The following is a 24,866-nucleotide window of genomic DNA, read 5'->3' on the forward strand; positions in this document are numbered from 1 at the left end:
TGAACTCTCGCTGAGAGAGAGACCAATCCAGGGTCACTATCTCTTGATGTCGAGATACACCCTGGGGTTCTGTCTCGGTCAGCGCGGGCTGGCGGGATGGAGGGCCAGGGCCGACCTCGACCGGATGTGCGCCTCGCAATGGCGGACGAGCTCGGCGTACGCCGCCTTGCCCATCAGCTCGGTCAGCTCGGCCTGGTTGGTGAGGTAGACGGGCTCCACGGCCACGTGGGCCTCGGTGTTGCCGGAGCAGTACCAGTCCAGGTCATGGCCGCCCGGACCCCAGCCGCGCCGGTCGTACTCCGTGATCGTCACCTCGGTGTAGGTCGTCCCGTCGGTGAGCTCGACGTCGCGGAACGTACGCCGGATCGGCAGCTGCCAGCACACGTCCGGCTTCGTCTCGAAGTGCTCGCGGCCCTCGGCCTGGGCGAGGATATGGAGCGCGCAGCCGGCGCCGCCGGGGAAGTCAGGGCGGTTGGCCAGCACGCACGACTCCTGCCCACGGAAGTCGCTCACCCGGGTCTTGCGCTCGCCCTCGTCGTCGAGCTCGACCCAGTCGTCGGTCTGCACCTCGCGACCGGGGTGCTGCTCCCACAGGTCAGGGGTCAGCTTGCCGACGAACCCCGCCGTCCGGGCCTCGTCCTCCTCGTCCGCGAAGTGCGCTCCCAGCGTGCAGCACCCCACGTCCGGCGAGCTCGTGAACATCCCCGGGCAGCCGTTGCCGAAGATGCAGGAGTACGCCGACGTCAACCAGGTCAGGTCACATCGCATCCGCTCGTCGGTGTCGTCGGGATTGACGAACTCCACCCACGCACGCGGGAAATCCAGGGGTACCTCAGGCACCTCGCAAGCCTACGTTGCCGAGAGCACGCAGCCAGCATGGCTGCGCTCTGAGTACGCGACGCCGGTAACGTCGGTCTGCGCATCCTCAGGCGTACCAGACGTAGATTGGGCGCGCAGTCCGCATGTGAGGCGGCGTAAGGAGTCCTCGTGAGTCGAGTGGTCGCATTGTCGTGGGCAGACGTTGACCACCTGAGGTGGGGAGAAGTCGCGGCATTCAACGTCCATAAGGCCGATCTGACGGCTGCTGGGCTCACGTTCGAACTCGTGGATTTCGATGGTCTTCAGGTCGAAGTCGCTGCCTTTCAAGTGGCGTCGGGTGAGGTCGCGATGATCGGTAGCGGCGACAACTCACCCAGCCTTCTCAGCCTCGCGGTCGCTGCCGATGCAGTCTCGACCCCAGAGGACTTCATGGTTGCTCTTGGCGTCGGGTTCGAATGGTCGGAGTGGCAGCCCTTGCGTTGACTCCGCTACTGAAGTGCCTGGGTGACTGCTGAGCCTGAGGTGCGGACGGCTACGGCAGAGGGTCCAGCTTTGTGAAACTTTCACAAGGCTGGCGTCGATGGGTGCTCTACTACGAAGGCGATCAGTCTCAGGATCGCCCACTGGCTGCAAGCCGAGCGAAGGGTGTCGTGATGGGCGTCGAATCCGCCGTGTATCAGCTTGTTCCTGCCGCCGGAACCTCTGATGCGTACGTCTCAGCTCTGCTGGACATCGGTGCTGAGAGGCGAGGAGAGCATTACCTGGTGCTGCGAGGGCGGTGTCATTGGATCGACCCGGAGGTCGACATGCCTGCCCCCTCGGTTGGGATACGAGTGTCGTTCACCAACCCGGCTGATGTTGTCTCCGAGATTAGTCAACTGTTCGACGCCTTCGCCCGTGTGGGCACGGCGAAGATCTTCGACCCCACGGGGAAGAGGCGATTCGGCATCGAAGACGGCACGTTGGTTGAGGAGTTGCTCGCGGACTTCGTTCGCCGGCGCGAGGTGTTTCAGCGGTACTTCGGGCCATTCGAGGCTGCTGTCAGTGCCCAAGACGTCTTCAGACTGATGCGCGAACGCTCGGCAGACTCCTGACGTGATTAGGCCCACGGACCGAGCTTCTCGGGGTTGCGTACGGCCCAGATGCGGGTGATGCGACCGTCGGCGATGTCGAAGGCGTAGACGGAGATGGTGGCGCCGTCGAGCTGTCCGATCAGGCCGGGCTGACCGTTGACCACGCATTCCTGCAGCGTCACCGCCGGGGCGCGGCCGGCGATCTCCATCCAGGCGTCGGCGATCCGCTCGGCGCCGCTGATCGGTTCGAGGAAGGCCAGGGCCAGGCCGCCGCCGTCGGCGGTGGCGACCGCCGACGGGTCGAGGAGTCCGACGAGAGCCTCGATGTCGCGGGACTCCCACGCCTCCTTGAAGCCTCGGACCAGGTCGGCACGCTCGGCGATCGACGGGTCCCGGGAGGTGTCGATGCGGCGGCGTGCGCTGGAGGCGAGCTGGCGACAGGCGGCCGGAGTGCGTCCGACGACGTCGGCGATCTCGTTGAAGGTGTAGCGGAAGATGTCGTGCAGGACGAAGGAGACCCGCTCGGCGGGGGTCATCGAGTCGAGCACCACCAGGAAGGCCATGCTGATCGACTCGTCGAGGGTGACCCGGTCGGCGGGGTCGGCAGGCGCCGACTCGGTTCCGTCGAGCCAGCCGCCGGGCACCGGCTCCGGGATCCAGTCGCCGACGTACTGCTCCCGCCGGGCGCGCGCCGAGCCGAGCAGATCGAGGCAGATCCGGCTGGCGACCGTCGTCATCCAGGCGCCGGGGTTCTCGATCGCGTCCCGTTGCCGGTCGGAGAGGGCGTACCAGCGGGTGTAGGTCTCCTGCGTCACGTCCTCGGCCTCGGCGAGCGAGCCGAGCAGACGGTAGGCGAGGTTGATCAGCTGGCGGCGTTCGCCGATCACCTCGGCGAGGTGCGGGTCGGTCATGGCGGCTCCTTCGGTCTGCATGTCTACAACCGATCCGACGAAACAGCGACCCGATCTGTGAGACCCGCCTGACATTCCGTACGCCTGCTTCGTCGGAGGGGCGACAGACCCACGACAGCTACAAAGGACTCCGGAACATGATCAAGATCGGCATCATCCTCGGCAGCACCCGTCCCAACCGCAACGGCTCGCAGGTCGCCCACTGGGTCCATGACCTCGCCTCCCGCCGTGACGACGCGACCTTCGAGCTCATCGATCTGCGCGACCATCCGCTCCCGCACCTGGACGAGGCCGTGCCGCCGATGTTCGGGCCCTCGGCCAACCAGCACACCCGCGACTGGGCCGAGCGGATCGCCCCGTTCGACGGGTTCGTGATCGTCACTCCGGAGTACAACGGCGGCATGCCCGGGGTCCTGAAGAACGCCATCGACCACGCCTGCGCGGAGTGGACGAACAAGGCGGTCGGGTTCGTCTCGTACGGGGTCAGCGGCGGCGCTCGCGCGGTCGCCCAGCTGCGTACGGTGTGCGGCACGCTGGGCATGGCCGATGTGAGCCGTCCGGTGGAGCTCTCGCTGTTCACCGACTTCGAGAACCACACCACCTTCGTGCCCGGCGACCGGCACGCAGTCGCGCTGACCGCCACGCTCGACCAGGTCGTCTCGTGGAGCACTGTGCTCGCGCCGCTGCGCGAGGACACCCTCGTCGGCGCCGAGGCAGGTCGGTCATGAGCGCGGTCGCCGCGGAGGAGGCCGCGATCCGGCAGCAGATCGGGAAGGTCATCGAGGGGCTGCGCACCAAGGATCTCGACGTCCTCCGGGAGCCGTACGCCCCCGACGTGGTCTCCTTCGACGTCGAGCCGCCGCTCCAGCACGTCGGGATCGACGCGAAGCTCGCGAACTGGGCGAGGGTCTTCGAGGTCTTCGAGAAGGTGGACTACGAGCTCCGGGACCTGACCCTCACCATCGGTGGGGACGTGGCGTTCGGGTACGCCTTCGGCCGGCTCAGCGGAACCATGAAGAACGGGGTCGCGACGACCGGGATGTGGGTCCGGGTCACCTACGGGCTGCGCCGGATCGACGGCATCTGGAGGATCGTCCACGACCAGGTCTCGGTGCCGTTCGACATCCTCAGCGGCACCGGGGTGACAGACCTCGAACCGTGACGGAGATGACGTCTCGGGGATTCCGGACGGGCGGGGCCGGCGGCGTACTCTTGTAGGTGCGAAGCGACTGCTTCGTATCCATCGTGTATCACCTCGCGCTGGCCCCGCCGGCGGACCAAGGCGGCACAGAGCCGCGGTTCGCAGCGGGAGGTCGAAAGAGATGTCAGAGCAGCGCGAGCAGAGTCTGGTGCGCGCCGTCGGAGGGACGTACTTCCCGCTCGCGCTGGTCGCGCGGATGCCGTACGCGATGATGGTCGTCGGCGTGCTGACGCTGGTCGTCGCGGGCCGCGACTCGCTGGCGCTCGGGGGTCTGAACTCGGCGATGGTCGGGATCGGCGCCGCGACGTGCGGCCCGCTTCTCGGTGCCGCCGTCGACCGGTTCGGCCAGCGCCGTGTGCTGCTAGTGATCAGCGTCGCCAGCAGCGCGGCGCTGGGCGCGATGGCCTGGGTGGTCTACAGCCCGCTGCCGGACGCGGCCGTGCTCGCGGTGGCGTTCCTGGTCGGTGCGACCGCGCCTCAGATCGCGCCGCTGTCGCGGTCCCGGCTGGTGGCGATCATCTCGGCGTGCATCGCGCCGGCACGCCGCGTCCGGGTGCTCGACTCGACGATGGCCTACGAGTCGGCGGCCGACGAGATCGTCTTCATCGTCGGCCCGGTCGTCGCGGGCGTCCTCGCCGTCGCGATCGACCCGTGGGCCCCGGTCGTCGCCGCGGCCGCCCTCACCCTCGTCTTCGTCTCCGCCTTCGCGCTCCACCCCAGCGCCGAGTCGGCGCAGGCCGCTGCCGGACGTACGCCGGCTGCAGGCTCCGTGCGAGAGCTCGCCCGTCCGGGTGTGGTCGTCATCGTGGTCGGCATCCTCGGCGTCGGCCTCTTCTTCGGCTCGATGCTCACCTCGCTGACCGCGTTCATGGGCGACCACGGGCGTCCCGAGGAGGCGGGCCTGGTCTACGCCGCGATGGGCGTCGGGTCGGCCGCGCTGGCGCTCGGCGTCGCCCTCTTCCCGGCGGGCTTCACCTCGGCCGCGCGCTGGCTGGTCTTCGGCGGGGTCATGCTCGTCGGCGCGCTGGCGCTGCCCGGGGTGTCCTCGGTGACCGGGATGGTGCTCGCGCTGCTCGTCGTCGGCCTCGGGATCGGGCCGACCCTGGTCACCCAGTACGGCCTCGGTGCCCGTCGCAGCCCGGTCGGCCGGTCCGCCACCGTGATGACCATGCTCGGCTCCGCGGTGATCCTCGGCCAGTCGCTGGCCTCCGCGATCACCGGGAACGTCGCGGAGCGCTGGGGCACCGAGGCGGCGCTCGTCCTGCCGGCCGTCGCCGCGCTCGTGGTCGTCGTCGCCGGGGTCGTCAACGCCCGGATCGGAGAGCACTCCGCGCCCGTCACAGCCAGTCCCGAGCGCGCCACGGCTACGGCCGGCCGCTGAGCGCTTCAGCGACCCGTCGCTTCAGCGCGGGCAGGACGTCGGTGACGAACCACGGGTTGCGGGACTGCCAGCGGAAGTTCAGCGGTGAGGGGTGGACGAGCGGGAACCGATCCGGCAGATAGTCGCGGAAGCCGCGTACGCGCTCGGTCAGCGAGCTCTTCCCGCCGAGGTAGTGACGCTGCGCGTAGTCGCCGACGACCAGGCTGAGACTGACCTGTGGCATCAGCGACAGCAGGCGAGGGTGCCACCTCGGCGCGAAGTCGGGTCGCGGCGGCAGGTCGCCGGTCGCGCCCTTGCCGGGGTAGTAGAAGTCCATCGGCAGGATCGCGAAGGCCGCCGGGTCGCGGAAGGTGGCCTCGTCGACGCCGAGCCACTCGACGAGGCGCTGCCCGCTCGCGTCGTTCCAGGGAATCCCGCTCTGCTGAGCCTTGATGCCCGGCGCCTGACCGATGATCAGGCACCGGGCGTCCGGATGAGCCACGTAGAGCGGCTCGTATCCGGCCTCGACGGCCCACGCGTTGCTCGGATGGGCTGCGATCTCCCGGCGGATCCGGTCGAGTTCCTTCATGACGTCATCCTCCTGCGTATCTCTTGCTGGGAGAGGAGTTCCGCGTGGGGGACGGCGAGCCACTAAAGTCGAACCCATGCGTTTGGGAGTACTCGACATCGGATCGAACACGGGACACCTGCTCGTGGTCGACGCCCACGGCGGGGCGGCCCCGTTGCCGGCGTACTCCTTCAAGCAGCCGTTGCGGCTGGCTGAGCACCTCGACGAGGCCGGAGATGTGACCGAGGCCGGGATCGAGGCGCTGACGGCCTTCACCCGCGAATCGGTGGCGGTCGCGGAGGAGAAGGGCGTCTCGGAGATGTTGGCGTTCGCGACCTCGGCGGTACGCGATGCCGGCAACTCGCAGCAGGTGCTCGACCGCGTACATGCCGAGACCGGGGTCGAGATCGAGGTCCTGCCCGGCGACGACGAGGCGCGGCTGACCTTCCTGGCCGTACGCCGCTGGTTCGGCTGGTCCGCCGGACGGCTCGCCGTCTTCGACATCGGCGGCGGTTCGCTGGAGATCGCGGCCGGTCTCGACGAGCAGCCGTACGTCGCCTGGTCGCTGCCGCTGGGAGCCGGCCGGCTCGCGCGCAGCTACTTCGGTGACCGTCCGACGGAGGAGGAGATGCGGGAGCTGCGTAGGACGATCCGCGCCTCGATCGCCGAGGACGCGGGCAAGATACTGCGCGACGGCAAGCCGGACATGGCGGTGGCGACCTCGAAGACGTTCCGCTCGCTGGCACGCATCTGCGGAGCCGCGCCGAGCGGCGAGGGTCTGCGGGTGCGCCGCCAGCTGCCCTTGGCCGAGCTGCGCGAGTGGATCCCGAAGCTGCTGGAGATGTCGCTCGAGGAGCTCTCCGAGCTGCCCGGGGTCAGTCCGTCACGGGCCCATCAGATCGTGCCCGGTGCGCTGGTCGCCGAGGCGTGCCTCGACATCTTCGATCTGCCTGCGTTCGAGATCTGCCCGTGGGCGCTGCGTGAGGGCCTGATCCTCGACCGTCTCGACCACCTGTCCTTCATCGGCAGTTCCAATCCTGGAAGGTCCGACTAGGAGGCCCGCGATGATCTCGCTGTCGACGTCCTCTACCTTTCCCGAGTCGACCGCCCACGCCTTCGCGTACGCCGCGGAGGTGGGCTACGACGGGGTCGAGATCATGGTCGGCATCGACGCGCTGTCGCAGCAGACCCATGCGGTCAAGCAGCTCGCCGAGCACCACGGCCTGCCGATCGTCGCGATCCACGCGCCGACGCTGCTGTTCACCCAACAGGTGTGGGGCTTCGAGCCTTGGGGGAAGCTCGAGCGGTCGGCCGAGATGGCCACCGAGGTCGGTGCAGGGGTGGTGGTCGTACATCCGCCGTTCCGCTGGCAGCGCGAGTACGCGGCCGGGTTCGTGGAGGGGATCGCCACCCTGGAGCGCACGACCGGTCTGCGGTTCGCGGTCGAGAACATGTACCCGTGGCGGGCGGCCAAGCGCTCGACGCCGATGTACCTGCCCCACTGGGACCCCTCGACCGAGGAGTACGCCAACACCACCATCGATCTCTCCCACGCCGCGATCGCCGGCGACGACGTGATCGAGATGGCGAAGCGGCTCGGCCCGCGGCTGCGGCACATCCACCTCACCGATGGCACCGGCTCGGCCAAGGACGAGCATCTCGTCCCCGGCCGCGGCCACATGGGCGCCGACCGCTTCCTGCGCCATCTCGCCGCCTCCGGCTTCGACGGCGAGATCGTGCTGGAGATCAGCACCCGCCGCGCCCACTCCCGTGAGGAGCGCGTCGCCGACCTCCGCGAGTCGCTCGAGTTCGCGCGCAAGCACTTCCAGTCCTGATGCCACGCCTCGACCAGCGGCGGCGGCTCAGTCGCGGGCGGCGAGCCAGGACCAGGTGAGCGAGGTCAGGGCGAGGAGGAGGACCGCGGTGGCGACGCCCCACCAGCCGACGACGTACGCATAGCCCAGCAGCCAGCCGAAGAGGCTCGAGCCGCCGTAGTAGAAGAGGTTGTAGAGGGCGCTGGCCTGGGCCTTGCCGACCTTCGCGCGGGCGCCGACCCACCCCGACGCGACGCCGTGGGCACCGAAGAAGCCGGTGGTGAGGACGACGAGGCCGGTCAGGACCATCGCGAGGTTGTCGGGGAAGGTCATCACGACGCCGACGATCGTGATGACGACGCAGGTCAGCATGACCTTTCGCCGCCCGTGGGTGGCGGCCAGGCGGCCCGCGACCGACGAGGAGACGGTGCCACCGAGATAGGCGAAGAAGATCTGGCTCGAGATCGCCACCGGCAGCCCGAAGGGCTCGCGCTCGAGGCGGAACCCCAGATAGTTGTACGTCGCCACGAACCCGCCCATCAGCAGCGCTGCCTGCCCGTAGAGGACGAGCATGCCCGGGTCGCGGAGGTTGGCCAGCACCCCCTCGCGTACCGACGTCGTCGGCCTGCCGGCCGGTCGGACCCAGCCCTGCGCGCGCGGGATCAGGGTGATCGCGATGACCGCGGCGATCGCCGAGAGGACACCGCCGGCGGTGACGCCCAGGCGCCAGCCGCCGAGGTCGGCGAACGGGCCGGTGATGACCCGGCCGAGGAGACCGCCGACGGTGGTGCCGGAGATGTAGATGGCAGCGGCGAGGCTGACGTGGCGTACGTGGATCTCCTCGGCCAGATAGGCGACCGCGAGGGCGGGAACGCCGCCGAGCGCGAGACCTTCGAGGCTGCGCAGGACGAGGAGCGTGGTGAAGCCGGGGGCGAGCGGGGTGAGCAGGCCGAGGACGAGGGAGATCGAGAGCGCGATCTTCATCGCCGGCGCCCGGCCGATGCGGTCGGCGACCCACGACCAGCCGAGGACGCTGACCGCGAGGCCGAGGGTCGCGGTGGAGACGGTGAGCGCGGCGGAGGCCTCGTTGACCTCGAGCGCGTGCGCGACGGTCGGCAGGATGCCCTGGGTGGAGTACATCTGCCCGAAGGTCGCGATCCCGGCGGCGAAGAGGCCGATCAGGATCCGGCGGTAGCCGCTGCTCCCGGCATCGTGCCCGACCCAGGGGCGGGTCAGGGAGGCATCGACGGACATCGTTCTCACGGTAAAGCAGGTGTTGTGGGTGGGTGAAGCCACGGCGTACGTGAGATATCTCTACTCTGGGGGCGATGTCCGCGCTCTCCGATCGACTCTCGACGCGCCTCGTCGGCGTCGACGTGGCGCGGTGCCTGGCGTTGCTGGGGATGATGGCGACGCACGTGCTCGACCCGGTCGACGCGTCCGGGGAGCTGACCAGGATCCAGGCCGTCGCCGGGGGCCGGTCCGCGGCGCTCTTCGCGGTGCTCGCCGGGGTCAGCCTGGCGCTGATGACCGGGCGTCAGGAGCCTGTGCGGGGGCAGGTGCTCGCGAGCCGGTCGCTGGGACTGGTCGCGCGGGCCGTGCTGATCGGCGCGCTCGGGCTGGTGCTCGGGTCGCTCGGCACCAACATCGCGATCATCCTGACCTACTACGGGATGCTGTTCCTGCTCGCGATCCCGTTCCTCGGGCTGCGTGCGCGGTGGTTGTGGCTGCTCGGTGTGGTGTGGATCGTCGTCGGGCCGCTGTTGTCGCAGGTCGTCCGGCCTTTGCTGCCGGCGCGGCAGTTCTCCAGCCCGGATCCGGCCCAGCTGCTGGAGCCGGGTCGGCTGCTCGCCGAGCTGCTCTTCACCGGCTACTACCCGGCCGTCCCGTGGCTGGCGTACGTGCTGATCGGGATGGCCATCGGCCGGCTCGACCTACGCAACCGGCTCGTGGTCACGATGCTCTGGACCGGCGGCGTCATCATCTCCGTCTCGGCCACCTGGCTCTCGGACAGACTGGTCCGGCTGCCGTCGGTGGCCGAGGTGCTGCTGCGTACCTATCCCGGGCTGGACATCGACGGTGCGCTGACCGCGATGAGCCACGGTCTCTACGGGCAGACGCCGGTCGACGGTGGCTGGCAGTGGCTGCTGGTCGTGGCGCCGCACTCGACCACGCCGTTCGACCTCGCGCAGACGATCGGCAGCTCGATGTTCGTCATCGGGGCGTGCCAGATGATCGCGCTGCGGCTGCCGGACCGGTGGCGCACCGGGATGGCGGTGCTGTTCGGCGCCGGCACGATGACCCTCACCCTCTACACGCTGCATGTGGTGATGAAGACCGATGCCGTCTGGCCGCGGGAGACGCCCGACACGTACGTCTTCCATGTGCTGGTCGTGATGGGGATCGGCGCGCTCGTCACCGCGTGGGGTCGATCGGGGCCGCTCGAATGGCTCGTCGGGCGCCCCGCGGCCTGGCTGCGGAGGACGGAGCCCCGCCCCGAGCTGTCGTCGTCGGGTTAGCGTGCTTCCATGAGCACCACGGCACCGCGGCGAGGGCGCAGACCCGGTTCGCCGGACACGCGGGCGGCGATCCTGGCGGTGGCGCGGCAGCGCTTCGCGCAGCAGGGGTACGCCGCGACCTCCGTCCGCGGGATCGCGACCGCCGCCGGTGTCGACTCCGCTCTGGTGCACCACTACTTCGGTACCAAGGAGGACCTCTTCGTCGCCTCGCTGGAGCTGCGGGTCGATCCACGAGACGTCGTTCCCGTGATCGCCGCTGGTGGCCGCGACGAGGTGGGGGAGCGGCTCATACGCATGCTCCTGAGCATCTGGGACGACGAGGAGTCCCGGCTCCCGTTGATGGCGTTGATGCGCAGCGCTTTCGAACCGGAGGGGAAGGCGCTGGTGCCGGATGCCTTCGGCCGGCTGATCCTGGCGCCGGTCGGCGAGGCACTCGAGCTCGATGAACCCGAGCGGCGGATCACGTTGGTGGCCTCGCAGCTGGTCGGGCTCGTCGCGCTGCGCTACGTGGCCCGGATCGAGCCGCTCGCGTCGGCTCCGGTGGACACGCTGGTGGCCACGTACGCGCCGGTGGTCCAGGGCTATCTGACCGGGCCTTTGCCGTAGTCCTCTTGCGTGCTGTGCCCCGCCGTGCCACATTTCATCATGTGATGAATAACGTGGTGGAGGCATCCGGTCTCCGAGTCGTGCGCGGGAAGAAAGAGGTGCTCCACGGCCTCGACTTCTCGATCCGGGCAGGTGAGGTCACCGGCTTGCTCGGGCCGTCAGGGTGCGGCAAGACGACGCTGATGCGGGCCCTGGTCGGCGTACAGGCGAAGGTCACCGGCTCTCTCACCGTCCTCGGTCTGCCGGCGGGCTCGGCGGCGCTGCGCCCGCGGATCGGCTACGTCACGCAGGCGGCCAGCGTCTACGACGACCTGACGGTCGCCGAGAACCTGAGGTTCTTCACCCGGGTGCTCGGCGCGCCGATGTCGTCGGTCTCCGAAGCCATCGAGACTGTCGACCTCGTCGACCACAAGGACCAGGTCGTACGCGATCTCTCCGGTGGCCAGCGCTCGCGGGTCGGGCTCGCCGCCGCATTGCTCGGGTCGCCGGACCTGCTGGTGCTCGACGAGCCGACGGTCGGGCTCGACCCGGTGCTCCGCGAGCAGTTGTGGGGCACCTTCCGGGACCTGGCCGCCGCGGGTGCGGCGGTCATCGTCTCCAGCCATGTGATGGACGAGGCCGATCGCTGCGACCGGCTGCTGCTGATGCGCGACGGTGCCTTCCTCGCCGACGGCAGCCCGGCGGAGATCAAGCAGAAGGCGAGCGCCGACGACATCGAGCATGCCTTCCTGACGCTGGTGAGGGGAACGGCACGATGAGCCTTCGACGAACCCTGGCCGTGGCCGGGCGGGTGCTCGCCCAGATCCGGCGCGACCATCGCACCCTGGTGATGCTGGTTGTCCTGCCGACGCTGCTGATGACGCTGCTGTGGTGGATGTACGAGGAGTCGCCGGTCCCGATCTTCGACCGGATCGGTCCGGCCCTGCTGGCGATCTTCCCGTTCATCGTGATGTTCCTGGTCACCTCGGTGACCACGCTGCGCGAACGCTCGTCGGGGACGCTCGAACGGCTGCTGGCGATGCCGCTGGGCAAGGGCGACTTCCTGCTCGGCTATGCGCTGGCCTTCGGGCTGCTCGCCGCGGTCCAGTCCGGCGTGGCGGTCGGCGTCAGCGTGGGCCTGCTCGGGCTGGAGATCAGCGGCTCGGTCGCCCTGCTCGTGGTCGTCGCGATCGTCGACGCCGTCCTCGGTACCGCGCTCGGCCTGCTCGTCTCGGCCTTCGCCACCACCGAGTTCCAGGCCGTGCAGTTCATGCCGGCGATCGTCGTCCCGCAGATCCTGCTCTGCGGCCTGCTCGTACCGCGCGAGTCACTGCCGACGGTCCTCGAGGCCATCTCCGACGTCCTCCCGCTCTCCTACGCCGTCGATGCGATGACCCACCTCGTCACCTCCACCGACACCGGCGAGGTCTGGACCGACCTGGCCGTCGTCGCCGGGTTCGTCGTGGCCGGCCTCGCCCTCGGCTCGGCGACGCTGCGGCGGCGTACTCCCTGACTGCCGAGGCGTCAGCCCCGTCGGCCGAGGCGTCAGCCCCGTCGGCCGAGGCGTCAGCCCCGTCGGCCGAGGCGTCAGCCCCGTCGGCCGAGGCGTCAGCCCCGTCGGCCGAGGCGTCGCTCGCGCTGGCCGACTTGGCAGCGCGGTGACATGTCGGCCGACCGCAGCGACGCCTCGGCCGACGTAGGTGACGCCTCGGCCGGATCGGGTTGTGAGGTGGTGAGAGGAAGTTGACGGAAGGGGTACGGGGAGCCGGTCGGGGTGAAACGTTGACGCCGGAATGTAGAGGTCGCCAGTCCCCGACCCGAAACGGTGTGAGTACGCGTGACCGACACCCACTGTCCTTACTGCAGCTTGCAGTGCGGGATGACCCTTTCACGCAAAGGGCCCCGTCTGGAGGTCAGTGAGCGATCGTTCCCAGTGAACGAGGGTGCTCTGTGTCGCAAGGGGTGGACGGCGGCCGGGCTGCGCGGCAGTCGCGAGCGGCTGACGACGCCGATGGTGCGCGACCGGGTGACGGGGGAGTGGAGCGCGGCGACGTGGGACGAGGCGCTCGACCTGATCGCCTCTCGGCTCGAAGCCCTCCGGGACGAGCACGGCGCCGACGCCAACGCCGTCTTCGGTGGCGGCGGGCTGACCAACGAGAAGGCGTACCAGCTCGGGAAGTTCGCCCGGGTCGCCCTCGGCACCTCCCAGATCGACTACAACGGCCGCTGGTGCATGTCCTCGGCGGCGTCGGCCGGCAACCAGGCCTTCGGGGTCGACCGCGGCCTGCCGTTCCCGCTGGCCGACATCGAGCAGACCGACGTCTGCGTGCTCGTCGGCTCCAACCTCGCCGAGACGATGCCGCCGGCGGCCCGCCACCTCGACCGGCTGCGCGAGAACGGCGGCAAGGTCGTCGTCATCGACCCGAGGCTGACCCCGACCGGTGAGCGCGCCGACCTCTTCCTCCAGCCGGTACCCGGCACCGACCTGCCCCTCGCGCTCGGCGTCCTGCACCTGCTCGACGCGGCCGGCGCGGTCGACGAGGACTACATCGCCGAGCGGACCACGGGCTTCGAGGACGTACGCCGCTCCGTGGCCGCCTGGTGGCCGGAGATGGTCGAGCGGGTCAGCGGCGTCGAGGCGAGCCAGGTCCGCGAGCTCGCCGCCCTGCTGGCGAACGCGGAGAAGGTGACGGTCCTGACCGCCCGCGGTGCCGAGCAGCACGCCCAGGGCACCGCCACCGTCCTGGCCTGGCTCAACGTCGCGCTGGCGCTCGGCATGCCCGGGAAGGCGTACGCCGGCTACGGCTGCCTGACCGGTCAGGGCAACGGCCAGGGTGGCCGCGAGCACGGCCAGAAGGCCGACCAGCTCCCGGGCTACCGGATGATCGACGACCCGGCGGCCCGCGCGCACGTCGCCAAGGTCTGGGGCGTCGACGCGGCGTCCATCCCCGGCAAGGGCCGCTCCGCCTACGAGCTGCTCGACGCGCTCGGCACCCCCAAGGGCCCCAAGAGCCTGCTCGTGTTCGGCTCCAACATCGTCGTCTCCGCCCCCAACGCCACCCACATCGCGTCGCGACTGGCAGACCTCGACCTGCTGGTCGTCGCCGACATGGTGATGAGCGAGACCGCCGCGCTGGCGGACGTGGTCCTCCCGGTGACCCAGTGGGCCGAGGAGACCGGCACCATGACCAACCTCGAGGGCCGGGTCATCCTGCGCAACCAGGCGATCAGCGCCCCGGACGGGGTCAAGAACGACCTCGACATCATCACCGGTCTCGCCACCCGCCTCGGTGCCGCCTCGACCTGGCCGACCGACCCGGCCACGATCTTCGACGAGCTCCGTGCGGCCTCGCAGGGCGGCAAGGCCGACTACAGCGGCATCACCTACGACCGGATCCGCGACGAGGACGGCGTCTTCTGGCCCTGCCCGGAGGGCAGCGAGGGCACCCCGCGGATGTTCGCCGAGGACTTCTTCCACGCCGACGGCCGGGCCCGCTTCATCGACGTCGCCCACCGTGGCCCGGCCGAGGCGCCGACCGCCGACTACCCGCTCCACCTGACCACCGGCCGGGTCCTCGCGCAGTACCAGTCCGGTGCCCAGACCCGGCGGATCAAGGACCTTCCCGACGACGGCGCGTTCGTCGAGCTCCACCCGCTGCTGGCCGACCGGGTCGGCGCCCACGACGGCGACCCGGTGGTCGTACGCACCCCCCGCGGCGAGATGAAGGCGCCTGCGCGGATCGTCACCACGATCCGCCCGGACACCGTCTTCGTGCCGTTCCACTGGGTCGGCGCCAACAAGCTCACCAACGATGCCCTTGACCCGTCGAGCCGGATGCCCGAGTTCAAGGTCTGCGCCGCGGCGGTGAGCGCATGAGTTCCGATTTCGTCGGTCGAGGGCCACTTCGTTCAGGCCCTCGCGAAGCGAGCGTGTCGAGACCAACACAGTCGCGCACGAACCGTGTTGGTCTCGACACGGATTCGCTCGTACCTCGCGAATCCGGCTCGACCAGCTGCGGGAAGATCGTCATCATCGGTGGCGGCATGGCGGCGGCGCGGCTCGTCGAAGGGCTGGTCGCGCGTGGCCTCGGCCCGCAGACGACCGTGCTCGCGGAGGAGCAGCACGCTCCGTACAACCGGATCCTTCTCTCCGCCGTGCTCGAGGGCACCCACCGTCCCGGGGCACTCGCGCTGCGGGAGAAGCAGTGGTACGCCGACAGGGGAGTCGACCTCCGCCTGAACAGCCTCGTCGTCGACATCCACCGGGACACCAAGACGGTCGAGCTCGCCGACCGGACGACGGTCCCCTACGACGCCGTCGTGCTGGCGACGGGGGCCATCCCGACCCTGCCGCCGATCCGCGGCGTCGTGCGGATGGACGGCTCGCTGGACCCGCGGGTGCAGGCGTTCCGCAGTCTCGACGACTGCGCGCGCCTGCTCGACACCTTGCACGACCACCCGCGCAGCGCGGTGATCGTCGGCGGCGGTCTGCTCGGTCTCCAGGTCGCCCGCGCCCTGGCGGTCCGCGGCATCGAGACCGAGATCGTCGAGGGCCGCGACCACCTGCTCAGCAGCCAGGTCGACGCGTCGGCCGGCAAGGTGCTCAAGCGGTCGATGGCCAAGCTCGGCACCCAGGTCTACCTCGGCGCCCGCGCGACCAGGCTGACCGACGAGGGGCTCAAGCTCGACAACGGCTACACCCTCGAGACCGACCTGGTGGTGCTCACCGCGGGCGGACGGCCGCGCGCCAACCTCGCCCGCCGCGCCGAGCTCACCGTCAACCGCGGCATCGTCGTCGACGACCAGCTCCGCAGCGTCGACGACCCGGACGTGTACGCGATCGGCGACTGCGCCGAGCACGACGGCAACGTGACCGGCTTCGTCTCCCCGGCCTGGGAGCAGGCCGGCGTCCTCGCCGACGTCCTCGCCGGCGACGAGGCGGCCTACCAGGGGCATCGCGTCGTCGCCCGGCTCCGCGCCACCGACCTCGACGTCTGTGTCCTCGGCTCCCCGGAGGACGAGGCGGGTGAGGTCGTCGAGATCGCGAACCCGATCAAGGGCACCCACCGCAAGCTCGTCGTACGCGACGGCCGCATCGTCGCCGGCGCCCTCGTCGGTGACCTGAGCCGGGTCGGCCTGATCACCCAGGCCTTCGACCGGCAGACGGTGCTCGGCGAGCACGAGGCGGGGCAGCTGCTGCTGCCCGAGCCCTCCAAGAGTCCGCGTCCGGAGCTCCCCGACGACGCGGAGGTCTGCGCCTGCGCCGGTGTCAGCGCCGGCCGGATCCGGGCGTGCCGGTCCCTCGAGGACGTACGCGAGACCACCCGCGCCACCACCGGCTGCGGTGGCTGCGCGCCGACCGTACGTCAGCTCCTGGCCACCCGGCCCAGTGGCAGTCAGCTCAGTGCAACGCAGCTCAGTCTGGAAGGAACTACGTGATGAGCCCTCACCTCCGCAAGAAGGTCGTCGTCGTCGGCCACGGCATGGTCGGTCACCGCTTCGTGACCGCCGCGATCGAGCGCGGTCTCACCGAGACCCACGACATCGTGGTGTTCGGTGAGGAGCCGCGCCCGGCGTACGACCGGGTCGCCCTCACCAGCTTCTTCGAGGTCGGCGCCGAGGCACTCTCCTTCCTCCCCTCCGGCGTCTACGAGGACCCGCGGGTCACGCTGCGCACCAGCACGAGCGTCGTCGAGATCGACATCGCCGCCCAGACGGTGATGCTGGCCGACGGCGAGGAGATGGCGTACGACGAGCTGGTGCTCGCCACCGGAGCGGCGCCGTTCGTGCCGCCGGTGCCGGGTTCGGAGCTCGGGAACGTCTTCGTCTACCGCACCATCGAGGACCTCGAGGCGATCCGCGAGGCCGCCAAGACCGCGAAGGCCGGGGCCGTGATCGGCGGCGGTCTGCTCGGTCTGGAGGCCGCCAACGCGCTGCACCAGCTCGGCGTCAAGACCCACGTCGTCGAGATGAACCCGCGGCTGATGTCCGTGCAGATCGACGAGGCCGGCGGCCGCGTGCTCGGTAAGCACATCACCGATCTCGGCCTCACCGTTCACACCGGCGTGATGACGGAATCGATCTCGCCGGACGCCGTTGCCGAGATCTCGGTCGTCGACGAGGACGAGGGTGGCGTGCTCGACGGCAAGGTCAGCGCGCTGAGGTTCAAGGATGTCGAGGAGCCGCTGCCGGTCGACATGATCGTCTTCTCGGCCGGTATCCGGCCGCGCGACGCGCTCGCCCGGGCCGCCGGCCTGGACCTTGCCGAGCGCGGCGGCGTGCTGGTCGACGAGCAGTGCCGGTCCTCCGACCCGCACGTGTGGGCGGTCGGCGAGTGCGCCGCGCCCGGCGGGAGGATGTACGGCCTGGTGGCCCCCGGCTACGACATGGCCGAGGTCGTCGCCGACGCCCTCCTGGGCGGCCAGGGCACCTTCACCGGTGCTGACATGTCGACGAAGCTGAAGCTGCTCGGTGTCGACGTGGCGAGCTTCGGCGACGCGCACGGCACCACCCCGGACTGCCTGGAGCTGACCTACTCCGACGCCGTCGCCGGTGTCTACAAGAAGCTGGTGATCAGCGAGGACGGCACCCGCCTGCTCGGCGGTGTGCTCGTCGGCGATGCGAGCGCGTACGGCCTGCTCCGCCCGATGGTCGCCTCGGGCATGACGCTTCCGGAGAACCCGGAGGAGCTGATCCTCCCCCAGTCCAGTGGCGGTGGGGGAGGCATTCAGCTTCCGCCCGAGGCGCAGATCTGCTCGTGCAACAACGTCACCCGCGGTGACATCGAGGCGGCCGTCGACAACGGCTGCGAGAGCGCGGCGGAGGTCACCAAGGAGACCAAGGCCGGCTCGACCTGTGGGTCCTGCAAGGTGCAGGTGAAGAAGATCGTCGAGGACTACTTCACCGCCCAGGGCAAGACCGTCGACACGAGCCTGTGCGAGCACTTCGCGATGACCCGCGCCGAGCTCTTCGACGTGGTCCTGATCCACGGCTACAAGACCTTCGACCAGATCATCGAGGCCCACGGCACCGGCCGCGGCTGCGACCTGTGCAAGCCTGCCGTCGCGTCGATCCTGGCCAGCCAGCTCAACGGGCACGTCCTGGCCAAGGAGAACCGCAAGCTCCAGGACACCAACGACGCCTACCTGGCCAACCTCCAGAAGAACGGCTCCTACTCGGTCGTCCCGCGCATCCCCGGTGGCGAGATCACGCCCGAGGGCCTGATCGTGATCGGTGAGGTGGCCAAGGACTTCGGGCTCTACACCAAGATCACCGGCGGCCAGCGCATCGACATGTTCGGTGCCCGGATGGAGGATCTGCCCGCGATCTGGAAGCGCCTGGTCGACGCCGGGTTCGAGTCCGGCCACGCGTACGGGAAATCCCTGCGCACCGTGAAGTCCTGCGTCGGCTCGACATGGTGTCGCTACGGCGTCCAGGACTCCGTCGGCCTTGCGATCATGCTGGAGACCCGCTACCGCGGGCTGCGCTCGCCGCACAAGCTCAAGGGTGGCGTCTCCGGCTGCGCCCGCGAGTGCGCGGAGGCCCGCGGCAAGGACTTCGGCGTCATCGCCACCGAGAAGGGCTGGAACCTGTACGTCGGGGGCAACGGTGGCGCCATCCCGGCCCACGCCCAGCTGCTCGCCGGTGACCTGAGCACCGAGGAGCTGGTCAGCTACCTCGACCGCTTCCTGATGTACTACGTACGCACCGCCGACCGCCTCCAGCGCACCTCGACCTGGATCGACTCCCTCGACGGTGGCCTGGACCGGGTGCGCGAGGTCGTGGTCGACGACGTCCTCGGCCTGGGCACCGAGCTCGAGGCCGCGATGGCGCACCACACCGAGACGTACTTCGACGAGTGGAAGGCCACGCTCGAGGACCCGGAGAAGCTGCGCCGGTTCGTCTCGTTCGTCAACGCCCCCGACATCCCGGACCCCAACATCTCCTTCGGATCCACCCGCGGCCAGATCGTCCCGGAGGTCGGCGAGGAGCCTGCAGCTGTCGGCCCGGTCTCGCTCGGTGCCTCGATCCCTGTCGGAATGCCCACCCTCGAGGAGACCCGATGACCGAGACCCAGACCCAGACCGTGACCTACATCGCCGTCTGCCGCCTCGACGACATCGACCCGGAGACGGGCATCGCCGCGCTGGTGCGCGGGGAGGCCGTCGCCGTCTTCCGGACCCTCGACGACCGGGTCTTCGCGTTGTCGAACTTCGACCCGTACGGCCACGCCTCGGTCCTCGCCCGCGGGATCCTCGGAACGCGTGGTGAGGTGCCGTTCGTGGCCTCGCCGCTGCTCAAGCAGCCGTTCTCGCTGGAGAGCGGTCAGTGCCTCGACGATCCGTCGGTGTCGGTCGCGACCTACGAGGTCGAGGTCGTCGACGGAGAGATCCGGGTCGGCGCCCGGCGACACGGTACGGGATGAGTGGACGACACCCCGCGGGCCGGGAGTTGGCGCCGTTCGCAATCTCCTCGATCTGGGCACGCACTGGCTGACACACTTGCGCTCCTGTGGACAGGAGCAGGGCATGGAGTCCCCACCGACGTCTCCACCGGAGCGTGAGCAGCGCTTCCGGGAGATCTATGAGGCAACGTACGTCGACCTGCTCCGCTTCGTGCGCAGGCGCGTTCATCCATCCCAAGCCGAGGATGTCGTCGGCGAAGCGATGCTGGTCGCCTGGCGTCGCCTCGATGATCTCCCGACCGACCTGTCCGCGGCACGCGCCTGGATCTTCGGCGTTGCCAGGAACACCATCCAGAACGCCCGACGCCGCGAGGAGAGGCACGCGGCCGTCGCGGTCCGGATCGCCGAGGCTCCGCCCGACCCTGGTGACCATCCCGACCTGGTAGCCCATCGGATCGACCTGGCGGCAGCCTGGCCACTGCTGAGCGCCACCTCCCAGGAAGCGATCGCGCTGTCGGTCCTCGACGGGCTCTCCGCCCCGGAGGCTGCCGTCGTGCTGGGCATCTCGGCCACCGCCTTCCGATTGCGGCTCTCCCGTGCCCGGCGCGCGCTGCGGCGCCACGTCCTCGCCGCCACGAGCGATGACCTACCGGACGACCAGCCTGACCTCGAGAGGAGCCTGCGATGAGCAAGCACCCCGCAGACCTGACCAGCACTGCCCTGCGCGACCTCGATCCGGCAAGAGCCGCAGAACTCACCGAGACGGAGCGTCAGTACGCCGAGACCGTGTTCGCGCGCATCGTCGCCACTCCTACCGACGACCCGGTACCGACGGAGCCGACACGGCCTGCTCGACGACGACTGCTTCTGATCCCGGTTGGCCTCGCCGCGGCCGGCGTCCTCCCGGCTCTGCTGCTCGGTGGGAGCTCCGCCTTCGCGTCATGGACACCCAGGCCGGAGCCGCTCAGCGCCACCGAAGGCGCCGCCGCTGCCACGACCTGTCGTGACCGTATGGGACTGTCCGATGAGGCAGACCGGGTTCTGATCGCCGAGCGGCGCGGTGGCTGGACCTATGTGCTTGTCTCCGGTCCGCAGGAGGAGGGCTCGTGCCTGATGCTCAACGACGTCGTGGGGAAGACCGGTTCGGCCACGGTCGGTCACCTCTTGGGGGGTGGCGGGGTGGTCGACTACGAGACACCGAAGCCGGCTCCCGATCGGATCGACGAGTTCGACAGCATCGTGAGCTCGTACAACGCCCGGCCGTGGTGGTGGTTCAGCGAACCCGAGTTCTGGGGCCTGGCCGGAGGCTATGTGGGCAGCGATGTCGTCGGTGTCACCGTGCACACGCCCGCCGGTCTCGACGTGGAGGCGTCGGTCGCCAACGGCCGCTTCGCCGCCTGGTTTCCCGGAGGCGATCGGGTCGACCCCGAAGACGACGCCTGGACCACCGATGCGTGGACCTACACCCTGACCCTCCGTGACGGCACCACGCGATCCGCCACCGGCTGACCCGAGGAGCGCCCGCAGCCCGAAGTGGTTGGCTCACGCTGTGAGCGAGGTTCTGTGAGCACGTGAGGGAAAGTTTCCCCTGACGAACGGGCGGGAGACGTACGCCGAAATCCGGCTGCCGCACGGTGGGACCATGGAGGCGATCTACGATGCCGATGTGGACAGTGGCGCGCTGAGCGGCTTCCGTGTCGGCGTGACCGCGGCGCGGAAGGCCGAGGAGCAGATCAACCTGCTCGAGAGGCGGGGAGCACATGTGGTGTGGGCCCCCGCGCTCTCGGTCGACCCCAACCGGGTCGACGCCGGTGCGCTGCGTGCGGTGACCGAGCAGATCATCGGCCAGAAGATCGACATGTTCCTGGCCACGACCGGTATCGGGACCCGTGCGTGGTTCGACGCCGCGGAGGAGTGGGGCCTGCTCGACCGGCTCCTCGAGACGCTCGGCGGCGCTGAGATCCTGGCACGCGGCCCGAAGTCGGTGGGTGCGATCCGGCGGCGCGGGCTGCGGGAGCTGTGGGCGCCGGAGTCGGAGGAGTTCGACGACGTCCTGGAGCACCTGCGCGGACGCGACCTGACCGGCAAGCGGATCGTGGTGCAGGAGCACGGACAGTCGCTGTCGATGGTCGTGCACGCCCTGACCCGCCAGGGCGCCGAGGTCATCAACGTGGTCGTCTACCGGGTCGAGTCGGCCGCGGACCCCGAGCCGATGTTCCGGCTGGTCGAGGCGTTGTCCGACGGCGAGCTGGACGCGGTCACCTTCACCTCCGCTCCCGCCGTGGCCGCGTTCATGCAGGCCGCCGGTTCGGTCGGGCTACGTGACGAGGTCGTGGCGGCGTTCCAGGCCGATGTGGTCGCGGCGTGCGTCGGTCCGGTGACCGCGGCGGCCTTCGAGATGTGGGGCGTGCCGACGATGGTCCCCGACCGCTCCCGCACCGCCGCCATGGTCAAGATGCTCGAGACCGAGCTGCCGCTGCGGCGTTCCGGGCTGCTCATCGAGCTCTCCGGTGGCCACCAGCTGCTGCTCCACGACGACGCGGTCATCCTCGACGGTGCCGAGGTCAAGCTCTCCCCGGCCCCCGCCGCCGTCCTGGGCGCGCTCGTCGCCAACCCCGGCAACGTCGTCTCCCGGCAGGCCCTGCTCGCAATGCTCCCCTCCGGCACCGCCGGATCCGAGCACGCGGTCGAGATGGCAGTCGCAAGGCTCCGCTCAGCCCTGGGGACGAAAACGATCCAGACGGTGGTCAAACGCGGCTACCGCCTGGCGGTGGCGGAATGAGCCGGCCAGAACCCCGCATGTGCGGGGAAGTGACCAGCCGTGCGACGGCCGGCGGCGCGATTTCCGTGCATGTGCGGGGAAGTGGTCGGCGATGACGCGGCTCGTGGTCGTCGCGCATGGCACCCGGCAGCTGCTCGGCAACGCGGTCGCCTCGATCATCGCCAAGCGCGCCGGTCGGGTGCTCGGGATGGAGTCGAAGGCTGCGTACGTCGAGCTCTGCGATCCGCTGCTGACCGACGTCCTGGCCGACGGCCAGCCGTCGGTCGTGGTCCCGCTGCTGCTCTCGACCGGCTACCACATCAAGGTCGACCTGCCGCAGGCCGCCGAAGGGCTGCCGGTGGCGATGGGTCGCGCGCTCGGCCCGGATCCGCTCCTCGCCTCCGCGCAGGTCTCGCGGCTGGTCGCCGCGGGTGTCTCGCCTGGTCATCCGGTGGTTCTGGTTGCGGCCGGCTCCAACGACCCGTCGGCCCGTGCCGACATCGCGGCGGCCGGTCTGATGCTGGCCGAGGCCTGGGGCGGCCCGGTCCGGGTCGCCACCGTCTCCGGCTCCGGCGCCCCGGCCCTCGACGAGGTCGTACGCCCCGGCGACGCCGTCTCGCCCTACCTGCTCGCGCCCGGCTTCTTCTCCGACCTGGTCCGCTGCCGCTCCGAAGCCGCCGGCGCCGAGGTCGTCGCCGACGTCATCGGCCCCCACCCCGACGTGGTCGAGCTGGTCGTACGCCGCGCCGCGACGCTCCTTGCCACACGCGACACTGACGACGCCAAGGTCGGCTGACCCACTGCCACGCTGGTCGAGCCGCCGGAGCCGCTATGCGACCGAGCGAAGCGACACGCTCAGCCGCAGGCGGCCTCGCGGCTCGACCAGCGGGGTTTGCTCAGGTCGTGTAGTCGGCGTTGATGCGGATGTAGCCGTCGGTGAGGTCGCAGCCGTAGACCGTGAACGCGCCCGACGCGATCCCGAGGTCGACCTCGATCGAGACCTCGTCCCCCGACAGATAAGTCGACAAATCGGCCAATAGATTTGCCGAGACCTGGACCGGGTAGGTCTCGGTGCCGCCGAAGGCGATGCGTACGTGCTCGGGGGAGATGTCGGTCTCCTCGTGGAGCTTGCCGATGGCCATGGCGACGCGGCCCCAGTTGGGGTCGGCGCCGTGGACGGCGGTCTTGACCAGAGGCGAGTTGACGATGGCCTTGCCGACCCGCTTGGCCTGGGCGTCGTCGCGGGCGCCGCTGACCGAGACCGTGATCAGCTTGGACGCGCCCTCCCCGTCGGAGGCGATCTTCTTCACCAGCGCGAGCGCGGCGTCGTAGAGAGCGGCCTCGAACTCACCCAGGTCGACGGTGCCGGCCGTTCCGGAGGCGAAGATCGCGGCGGTGTCGGAGGTCGAGGTGTCGGTGTCGATCGAGACCGCGTTGTAGGTGCGGTCGACGACCCGGCGGAAGACCGCGTCGAGCTCGGCGGCGGGCACCGCGGCGTCGGTGAAGAAGTAGGTCAGCATCGTGGCCATGTCGGGCTCGAGCATCCCGACGCCCTTCGCGATCCCGGTGATCGTCGCTGCGTCCTCACCGGAGCCGACGGTCCGGGTCTCGATCTTGGCGATCGTGTCGGTCGTCATGATCGCCGCCGCGGCGGCGTCGAAGTCGGCGTCGGTACCGGTCCCGGCGAGCTTCTCGAGAGCGGGCGTGAGCACCTCCATCGGGTACTGCACGCCGATCACGCCCGTCGAGGCGACCAGCAGCTCCTCGGGGCGGACGCCGACGACCTCGGCCGCCAGGCGGCGTACCTCCAGGGCGTTGGCCTCGCCCGTCGGGCCGGTCGCCACGTTGGCGTTCTTCGAGATGGTCACCATCCCCCGGAACGCCGCGAGGTCCGAGGCTCTGGAGAGCAGCACCGAGGCGCCGGCGAAGCGGGATCGGGTGAAGACCGCTGCGCTCGTGACCGGGCCCGAGGGGGCGGCGACGACGGCGAAGTCGTCAGCGCCTTCCTTGAGACCGAGGTTGGCGGTGACTCCGACGAATCCGGCTGGTTGAGGCATGCGAACAGCCTAGGCTGTGTTCGACGGGCTGGGTCGGAGCGGGCTGCGCCCTATGTCCGCACCCACGCGAACGCGGCGGCTTCGAGGATCATCCAGGACCGGAGTACGCGGCCCACGAACGTGATCGCGACGAAGAGCATCAGGTTGGCCTTGAGCGTGCCGTAGACCACGGCCAGGATCGCCAGCGGAGGGAGCCCGCTGAGCGCGGCCACCGCGAGCAGCCCGCCCGCGTAGGCGGGTCGGCCCTGTGTACGTCGCTCCCACTTCTCCATCCGCTGCTGCCACTTCTCGCACGCCATCTTCTTGCGGACGAAGGGGAGGGAGGTGGTGCCGTGACCTGCGTAGTACCAGACGACCTTGGAGCTGGTCTGGCCGATTCCCGCCACCAGGGCGAGCACCAGGGCGGAGAAGGTCAGGTTCGAGGCAGCCACCGCGAGGTAGGTCTCGAAGTTGATGACGGGGAAGAGCCCTCCGGTGAAGGAGGCGGCGAAGGTCCCGAGAATGAGGTCCATCAGGCGACCTCTGGACCGCTCAGGAATTGAAACAATTCAACGTCAGTGTGTTGGGGGATCACCCGCGAAACCTTAGATGTAATCCGTGTCACGATGCGACATCGGCGTCACATCCACATTACGGACCGCTCACCGAAATGAGGCGTTTCTCACTTAAACATGGGGGTCACAAGGGTCTCAGGACCGGCTATCGGAACATCGCCTGCAGTTGGATCGATCAATTGTCCAGGCCCGTGATCGATGACCCACTCTGGTGCACGGTACCCCGGTTGGAGGCCTCTT

General features: G+C 69.7%; 25 protein-coding genes. 19 read left to right on the forward strand and 6 right to left on the reverse strand.

Annotated features, from left to right (window positions below; translation table 11 throughout):
• Nucleotides 1-78: 78 nt before the first annotated feature.
• Nucleotides 79-840 carry a DUF3109 family protein gene (locus BLT25_RS09985; protein ID WP_091045020.1) on the reverse strand — a complete coding sequence of 254 codons (762 nt, stop codon included), beginning with the start codon at nucleotides 838-840 and terminating at the stop codon, nucleotides 79-81.
• Between the two features lie 147 nt (nucleotides 841-987).
• Between BLT25_RS09985 and BLT25_RS09990 the strand changes: the two genes are divergently transcribed.
• Both BLT25_RS09990 and BLT25_RS09995 read left to right on the forward strand, forming a co-directional pair.
• Nucleotides 988-1,302 (forward strand): hypothetical protein, encoded by a 315-nt coding sequence (locus BLT25_RS09990; protein WP_143033698.1) that lies wholly within the window; start codon nucleotides 988-990, stop codon nucleotides 1,300-1,302.
• 170 nt (nucleotides 1,303-1,472) lie between these two features.
• Complete coding sequence (locus BLT25_RS09995) at nucleotides 1,473-1,913, forward strand: hypothetical protein (protein ID WP_143033699.1); 441 nt, start codon at nucleotides 1,473-1,475, stop codon at nucleotides 1,911-1,913.
• 5 nt (nucleotides 1,914-1,918) lie between these two features.
• Here the strand turns inward: BLT25_RS09995 and sigJ are convergent, their stop codons facing one another.
• Complete coding sequence (gene sigJ, locus BLT25_RS10000) at nucleotides 1,919-2,803, reverse strand: RNA polymerase sigma factor SigJ (protein ID WP_091045026.1); 885 nt, start codon at nucleotides 2,801-2,803, stop codon at nucleotides 1,919-1,921.
• Between the two features lie 137 nt (nucleotides 2,804-2,940).
• Here sigJ and BLT25_RS10005 point away from each other — a divergent pair, with 137 nt between their 5' ends.
• The 3 genes from BLT25_RS10005 to BLT25_RS10015 all read left to right on the forward strand — a co-directional run bounded on the left by BLT25_RS10005 (nucleotide 2,941) and on the right by BLT25_RS10015 (nucleotide 5,385).
• Nucleotides 2,941-3,531: an NADPH-dependent FMN reductase gene (locus BLT25_RS10005; RefSeq protein WP_091045028.1), complete on the forward strand. Its 591-nt coding sequence runs from the start codon at nucleotides 2,941-2,943 to the stop codon at nucleotides 3,529-3,531.
• Nucleotides 3,528-3,965: a YybH family protein gene (locus BLT25_RS10010; protein ID WP_091045030.1), complete on the forward strand. Its 438-nt coding sequence runs from the start codon at nucleotides 3,528-3,530 to the stop codon at nucleotides 3,963-3,965. The genes BLT25_RS10005 and BLT25_RS10010 overlap by 4 nt, the downstream gene beginning before the upstream one ends.
• Nucleotides 3,966-4,125: 160 nt before the next feature.
• Nucleotides 4,126-5,385 (forward strand): MFS transporter, encoded by a 1,260-nt coding sequence (locus tag BLT25_RS10015; protein WP_091045031.1) that lies wholly within the window; start codon nucleotides 4,126-4,128, stop codon nucleotides 5,383-5,385.
• Here the strand turns inward: BLT25_RS10015 and BLT25_RS10020 are convergent.
• A complete protein-coding gene (locus BLT25_RS10020; RefSeq protein WP_091045033.1) occupies nucleotides 5,369-5,953 on the reverse strand; it encodes a uracil-DNA glycosylase family protein in 585 nt (194 codons plus the stop codon). The two genes, BLT25_RS10015 and BLT25_RS10020, sit on opposite strands and share 17 nt — an antisense overlap.
• Nucleotides 5,954-6,029: 76 nt before the next feature.
• Here BLT25_RS10020 and BLT25_RS10025 point away from each other — a divergent pair, with 76 nt between their 5' ends.
• Both BLT25_RS10025 and BLT25_RS10030 read left to right on the forward strand, forming a co-directional pair.
• A complete protein-coding gene (locus BLT25_RS10025) occupies nucleotides 6,030-6,986 on the forward strand; it encodes a Ppx/GppA family phosphatase (protein ID WP_091045036.1) in 957 nt (318 codons plus the stop codon).
• 10 nt (nucleotides 6,987-6,996) lie between these two features.
• Nucleotides 6,997-7,767 (forward strand): sugar phosphate isomerase/epimerase family protein, encoded by a 771-nt coding sequence (locus BLT25_RS10030; RefSeq protein WP_091045039.1) that lies wholly within the window; start codon nucleotides 6,997-6,999, stop codon nucleotides 7,765-7,767.
• 27 nt (nucleotides 7,768-7,794) lie between these two features.
• Here the strand turns inward: BLT25_RS10030 and BLT25_RS10035 are convergent, their stop codons facing one another.
• Entirely contained in the window at nucleotides 7,795-9,000 is a 1,206-nt protein-coding gene (locus BLT25_RS10035; RefSeq protein ID WP_091045041.1) for an MFS transporter, read from the reverse strand.
• A 74-nt stretch (nucleotides 9,001-9,074) separates the two neighbouring features.
• On the opposite strand from BLT25_RS10035, the gene BLT25_RS10040 reads away from it, so the two are divergent.
• The 12 genes from BLT25_RS10040 to BLT25_RS10095 all read left to right on the forward strand — a co-directional run bounded on the left by BLT25_RS10040 (nucleotide 9,075) and on the right by BLT25_RS10095 (nucleotide 22,811).
• Nucleotides 9,075-10,265, forward strand: coding sequence for a heparan-alpha-glucosaminide N-acetyltransferase domain-containing protein (locus BLT25_RS10040; protein ID WP_091045044.1), 1,191 nt, complete (start codon nucleotides 9,075-9,077; stop codon nucleotides 10,263-10,265).
• A 9-nt stretch (nucleotides 10,266-10,274) separates the two neighbouring features.
• Nucleotides 10,275-10,871 (forward strand): TetR/AcrR family transcriptional regulator, encoded by a 597-nt coding sequence (locus tag BLT25_RS10045; RefSeq protein WP_091045046.1) that lies wholly within the window; start codon nucleotides 10,275-10,277, stop codon nucleotides 10,869-10,871.
• Nucleotides 10,872-10,915: 44 nt separating this feature from the next.
• On the forward strand, nucleotides 10,916-11,629 hold the full coding sequence (ccmA, locus tag BLT25_RS10050) for a heme ABC exporter ATP-binding protein CcmA (RefSeq protein ID WP_091045049.1): 714 nt from the start codon (nucleotides 10,916-10,918) through the stop codon (nucleotides 11,627-11,629).
• A complete protein-coding gene (locus BLT25_RS10055; protein WP_091045052.1) occupies nucleotides 11,626-12,363 on the forward strand; it encodes an ABC transporter permease in 738 nt (245 codons plus the stop codon). Before ccmA ends, BLT25_RS10055 begins: the two co-directional genes overlap by 4 nt.
• 324 nt (nucleotides 12,364-12,687) lie before the next feature.
• On the forward strand, nucleotides 12,688-14,727 hold the full coding sequence (locus BLT25_RS10060; protein WP_091045055.1) for a molybdopterin oxidoreductase family protein: 2,040 nt from the start codon (nucleotides 12,688-12,690) through the stop codon (nucleotides 14,725-14,727).
• A 53-nt stretch (nucleotides 14,728-14,780) separates the two neighbouring features.
• The gene (locus tag BLT25_RS10065; protein WP_256328533.1) at nucleotides 14,781-16,289 is read left to right on the forward strand and encodes an FAD-dependent oxidoreductase; all 1,509 of its coding nucleotides are present in this window, start codon (nucleotides 14,781-14,783) and stop codon (nucleotides 16,287-16,289) included.
• Complete coding sequence (gene nirB, locus BLT25_RS10070) at nucleotides 16,289-18,916, forward strand: nitrite reductase large subunit NirB (RefSeq protein ID WP_091045061.1); 2,628 nt, start codon at nucleotides 16,289-16,291, stop codon at nucleotides 18,914-18,916. Before BLT25_RS10065 ends, nirB begins: the two co-directional genes overlap by 1 nt.
• Nucleotides 18,913-19,275 carry a nitrite reductase small subunit NirD gene (nirD, locus tag BLT25_RS10075; RefSeq protein WP_091045062.1) on the forward strand — a complete coding sequence of 121 codons (363 nt, stop codon included), beginning with the start codon at nucleotides 18,913-18,915 and terminating at the stop codon, nucleotides 19,273-19,275. Before nirB ends, nirD begins: the two co-directional genes overlap by 4 nt.
• A gap of 103 nt (nucleotides 19,276-19,378) precedes the next feature.
• The gene (locus tag BLT25_RS10080; RefSeq protein ID WP_091045065.1) at nucleotides 19,379-19,942 is read left to right on the forward strand and encodes an RNA polymerase sigma factor; all 564 of its coding nucleotides are present in this window, start codon (nucleotides 19,379-19,381) and stop codon (nucleotides 19,940-19,942) included.
• Entirely contained in the window at nucleotides 19,939-20,763 is an 825-nt protein-coding gene (locus tag BLT25_RS10085) for a hypothetical protein (RefSeq protein WP_091045068.1), read from the forward strand. The genes BLT25_RS10080 and BLT25_RS10085 overlap by 4 nt, the downstream gene beginning before the upstream one ends.
• 133 nt (nucleotides 20,764-20,896) lie before the next feature.
• Nucleotides 20,897-22,036, forward strand: a complete 1,140-nt coding sequence (locus BLT25_RS10090; protein WP_091045071.1) for a uroporphyrinogen-III synthase — start codon at nucleotides 20,897-20,899, stop codon at nucleotides 22,034-22,036.
• A 91-nt stretch (nucleotides 22,037-22,127) separates the two neighbouring features.
• Nucleotides 22,128-22,811 (forward strand): sirohydrochlorin chelatase, encoded by a 684-nt coding sequence (locus BLT25_RS10095; protein WP_091045074.1) that lies wholly within the window; start codon nucleotides 22,128-22,130, stop codon nucleotides 22,809-22,811.
• Nucleotides 22,812-22,911: 100 nt separating this feature from the next.
• Here BLT25_RS10095 and argJ read toward each other — a convergent pair whose 3' ends face one another.
• Nucleotides 22,912-24,072: a bifunctional glutamate N-acetyltransferase/amino-acid acetyltransferase ArgJ gene (argJ, locus tag BLT25_RS10100; RefSeq protein WP_091045077.1), complete on the reverse strand. Its 1,161-nt coding sequence runs from the start codon at nucleotides 24,070-24,072 to the stop codon at nucleotides 22,912-22,914.
• 50 nt (nucleotides 24,073-24,122) lie between these two features.
• On the reverse strand, nucleotides 24,123-24,584 hold the full coding sequence (locus BLT25_RS10105) for a hypothetical protein (RefSeq protein WP_091045080.1): 462 nt from the start codon (nucleotides 24,582-24,584) through the stop codon (nucleotides 24,123-24,125).
• Between the last annotated feature and the right edge of the window lie 282 nt (nucleotides 24,585-24,866).

Source organism: Nocardioides sp. YR527, assembly GCF_900101045.1.
Lineage (GTDB): Bacteria > Actinomycetota > Actinomycetes > Propionibacteriales > Nocardioidaceae > Nocardioides.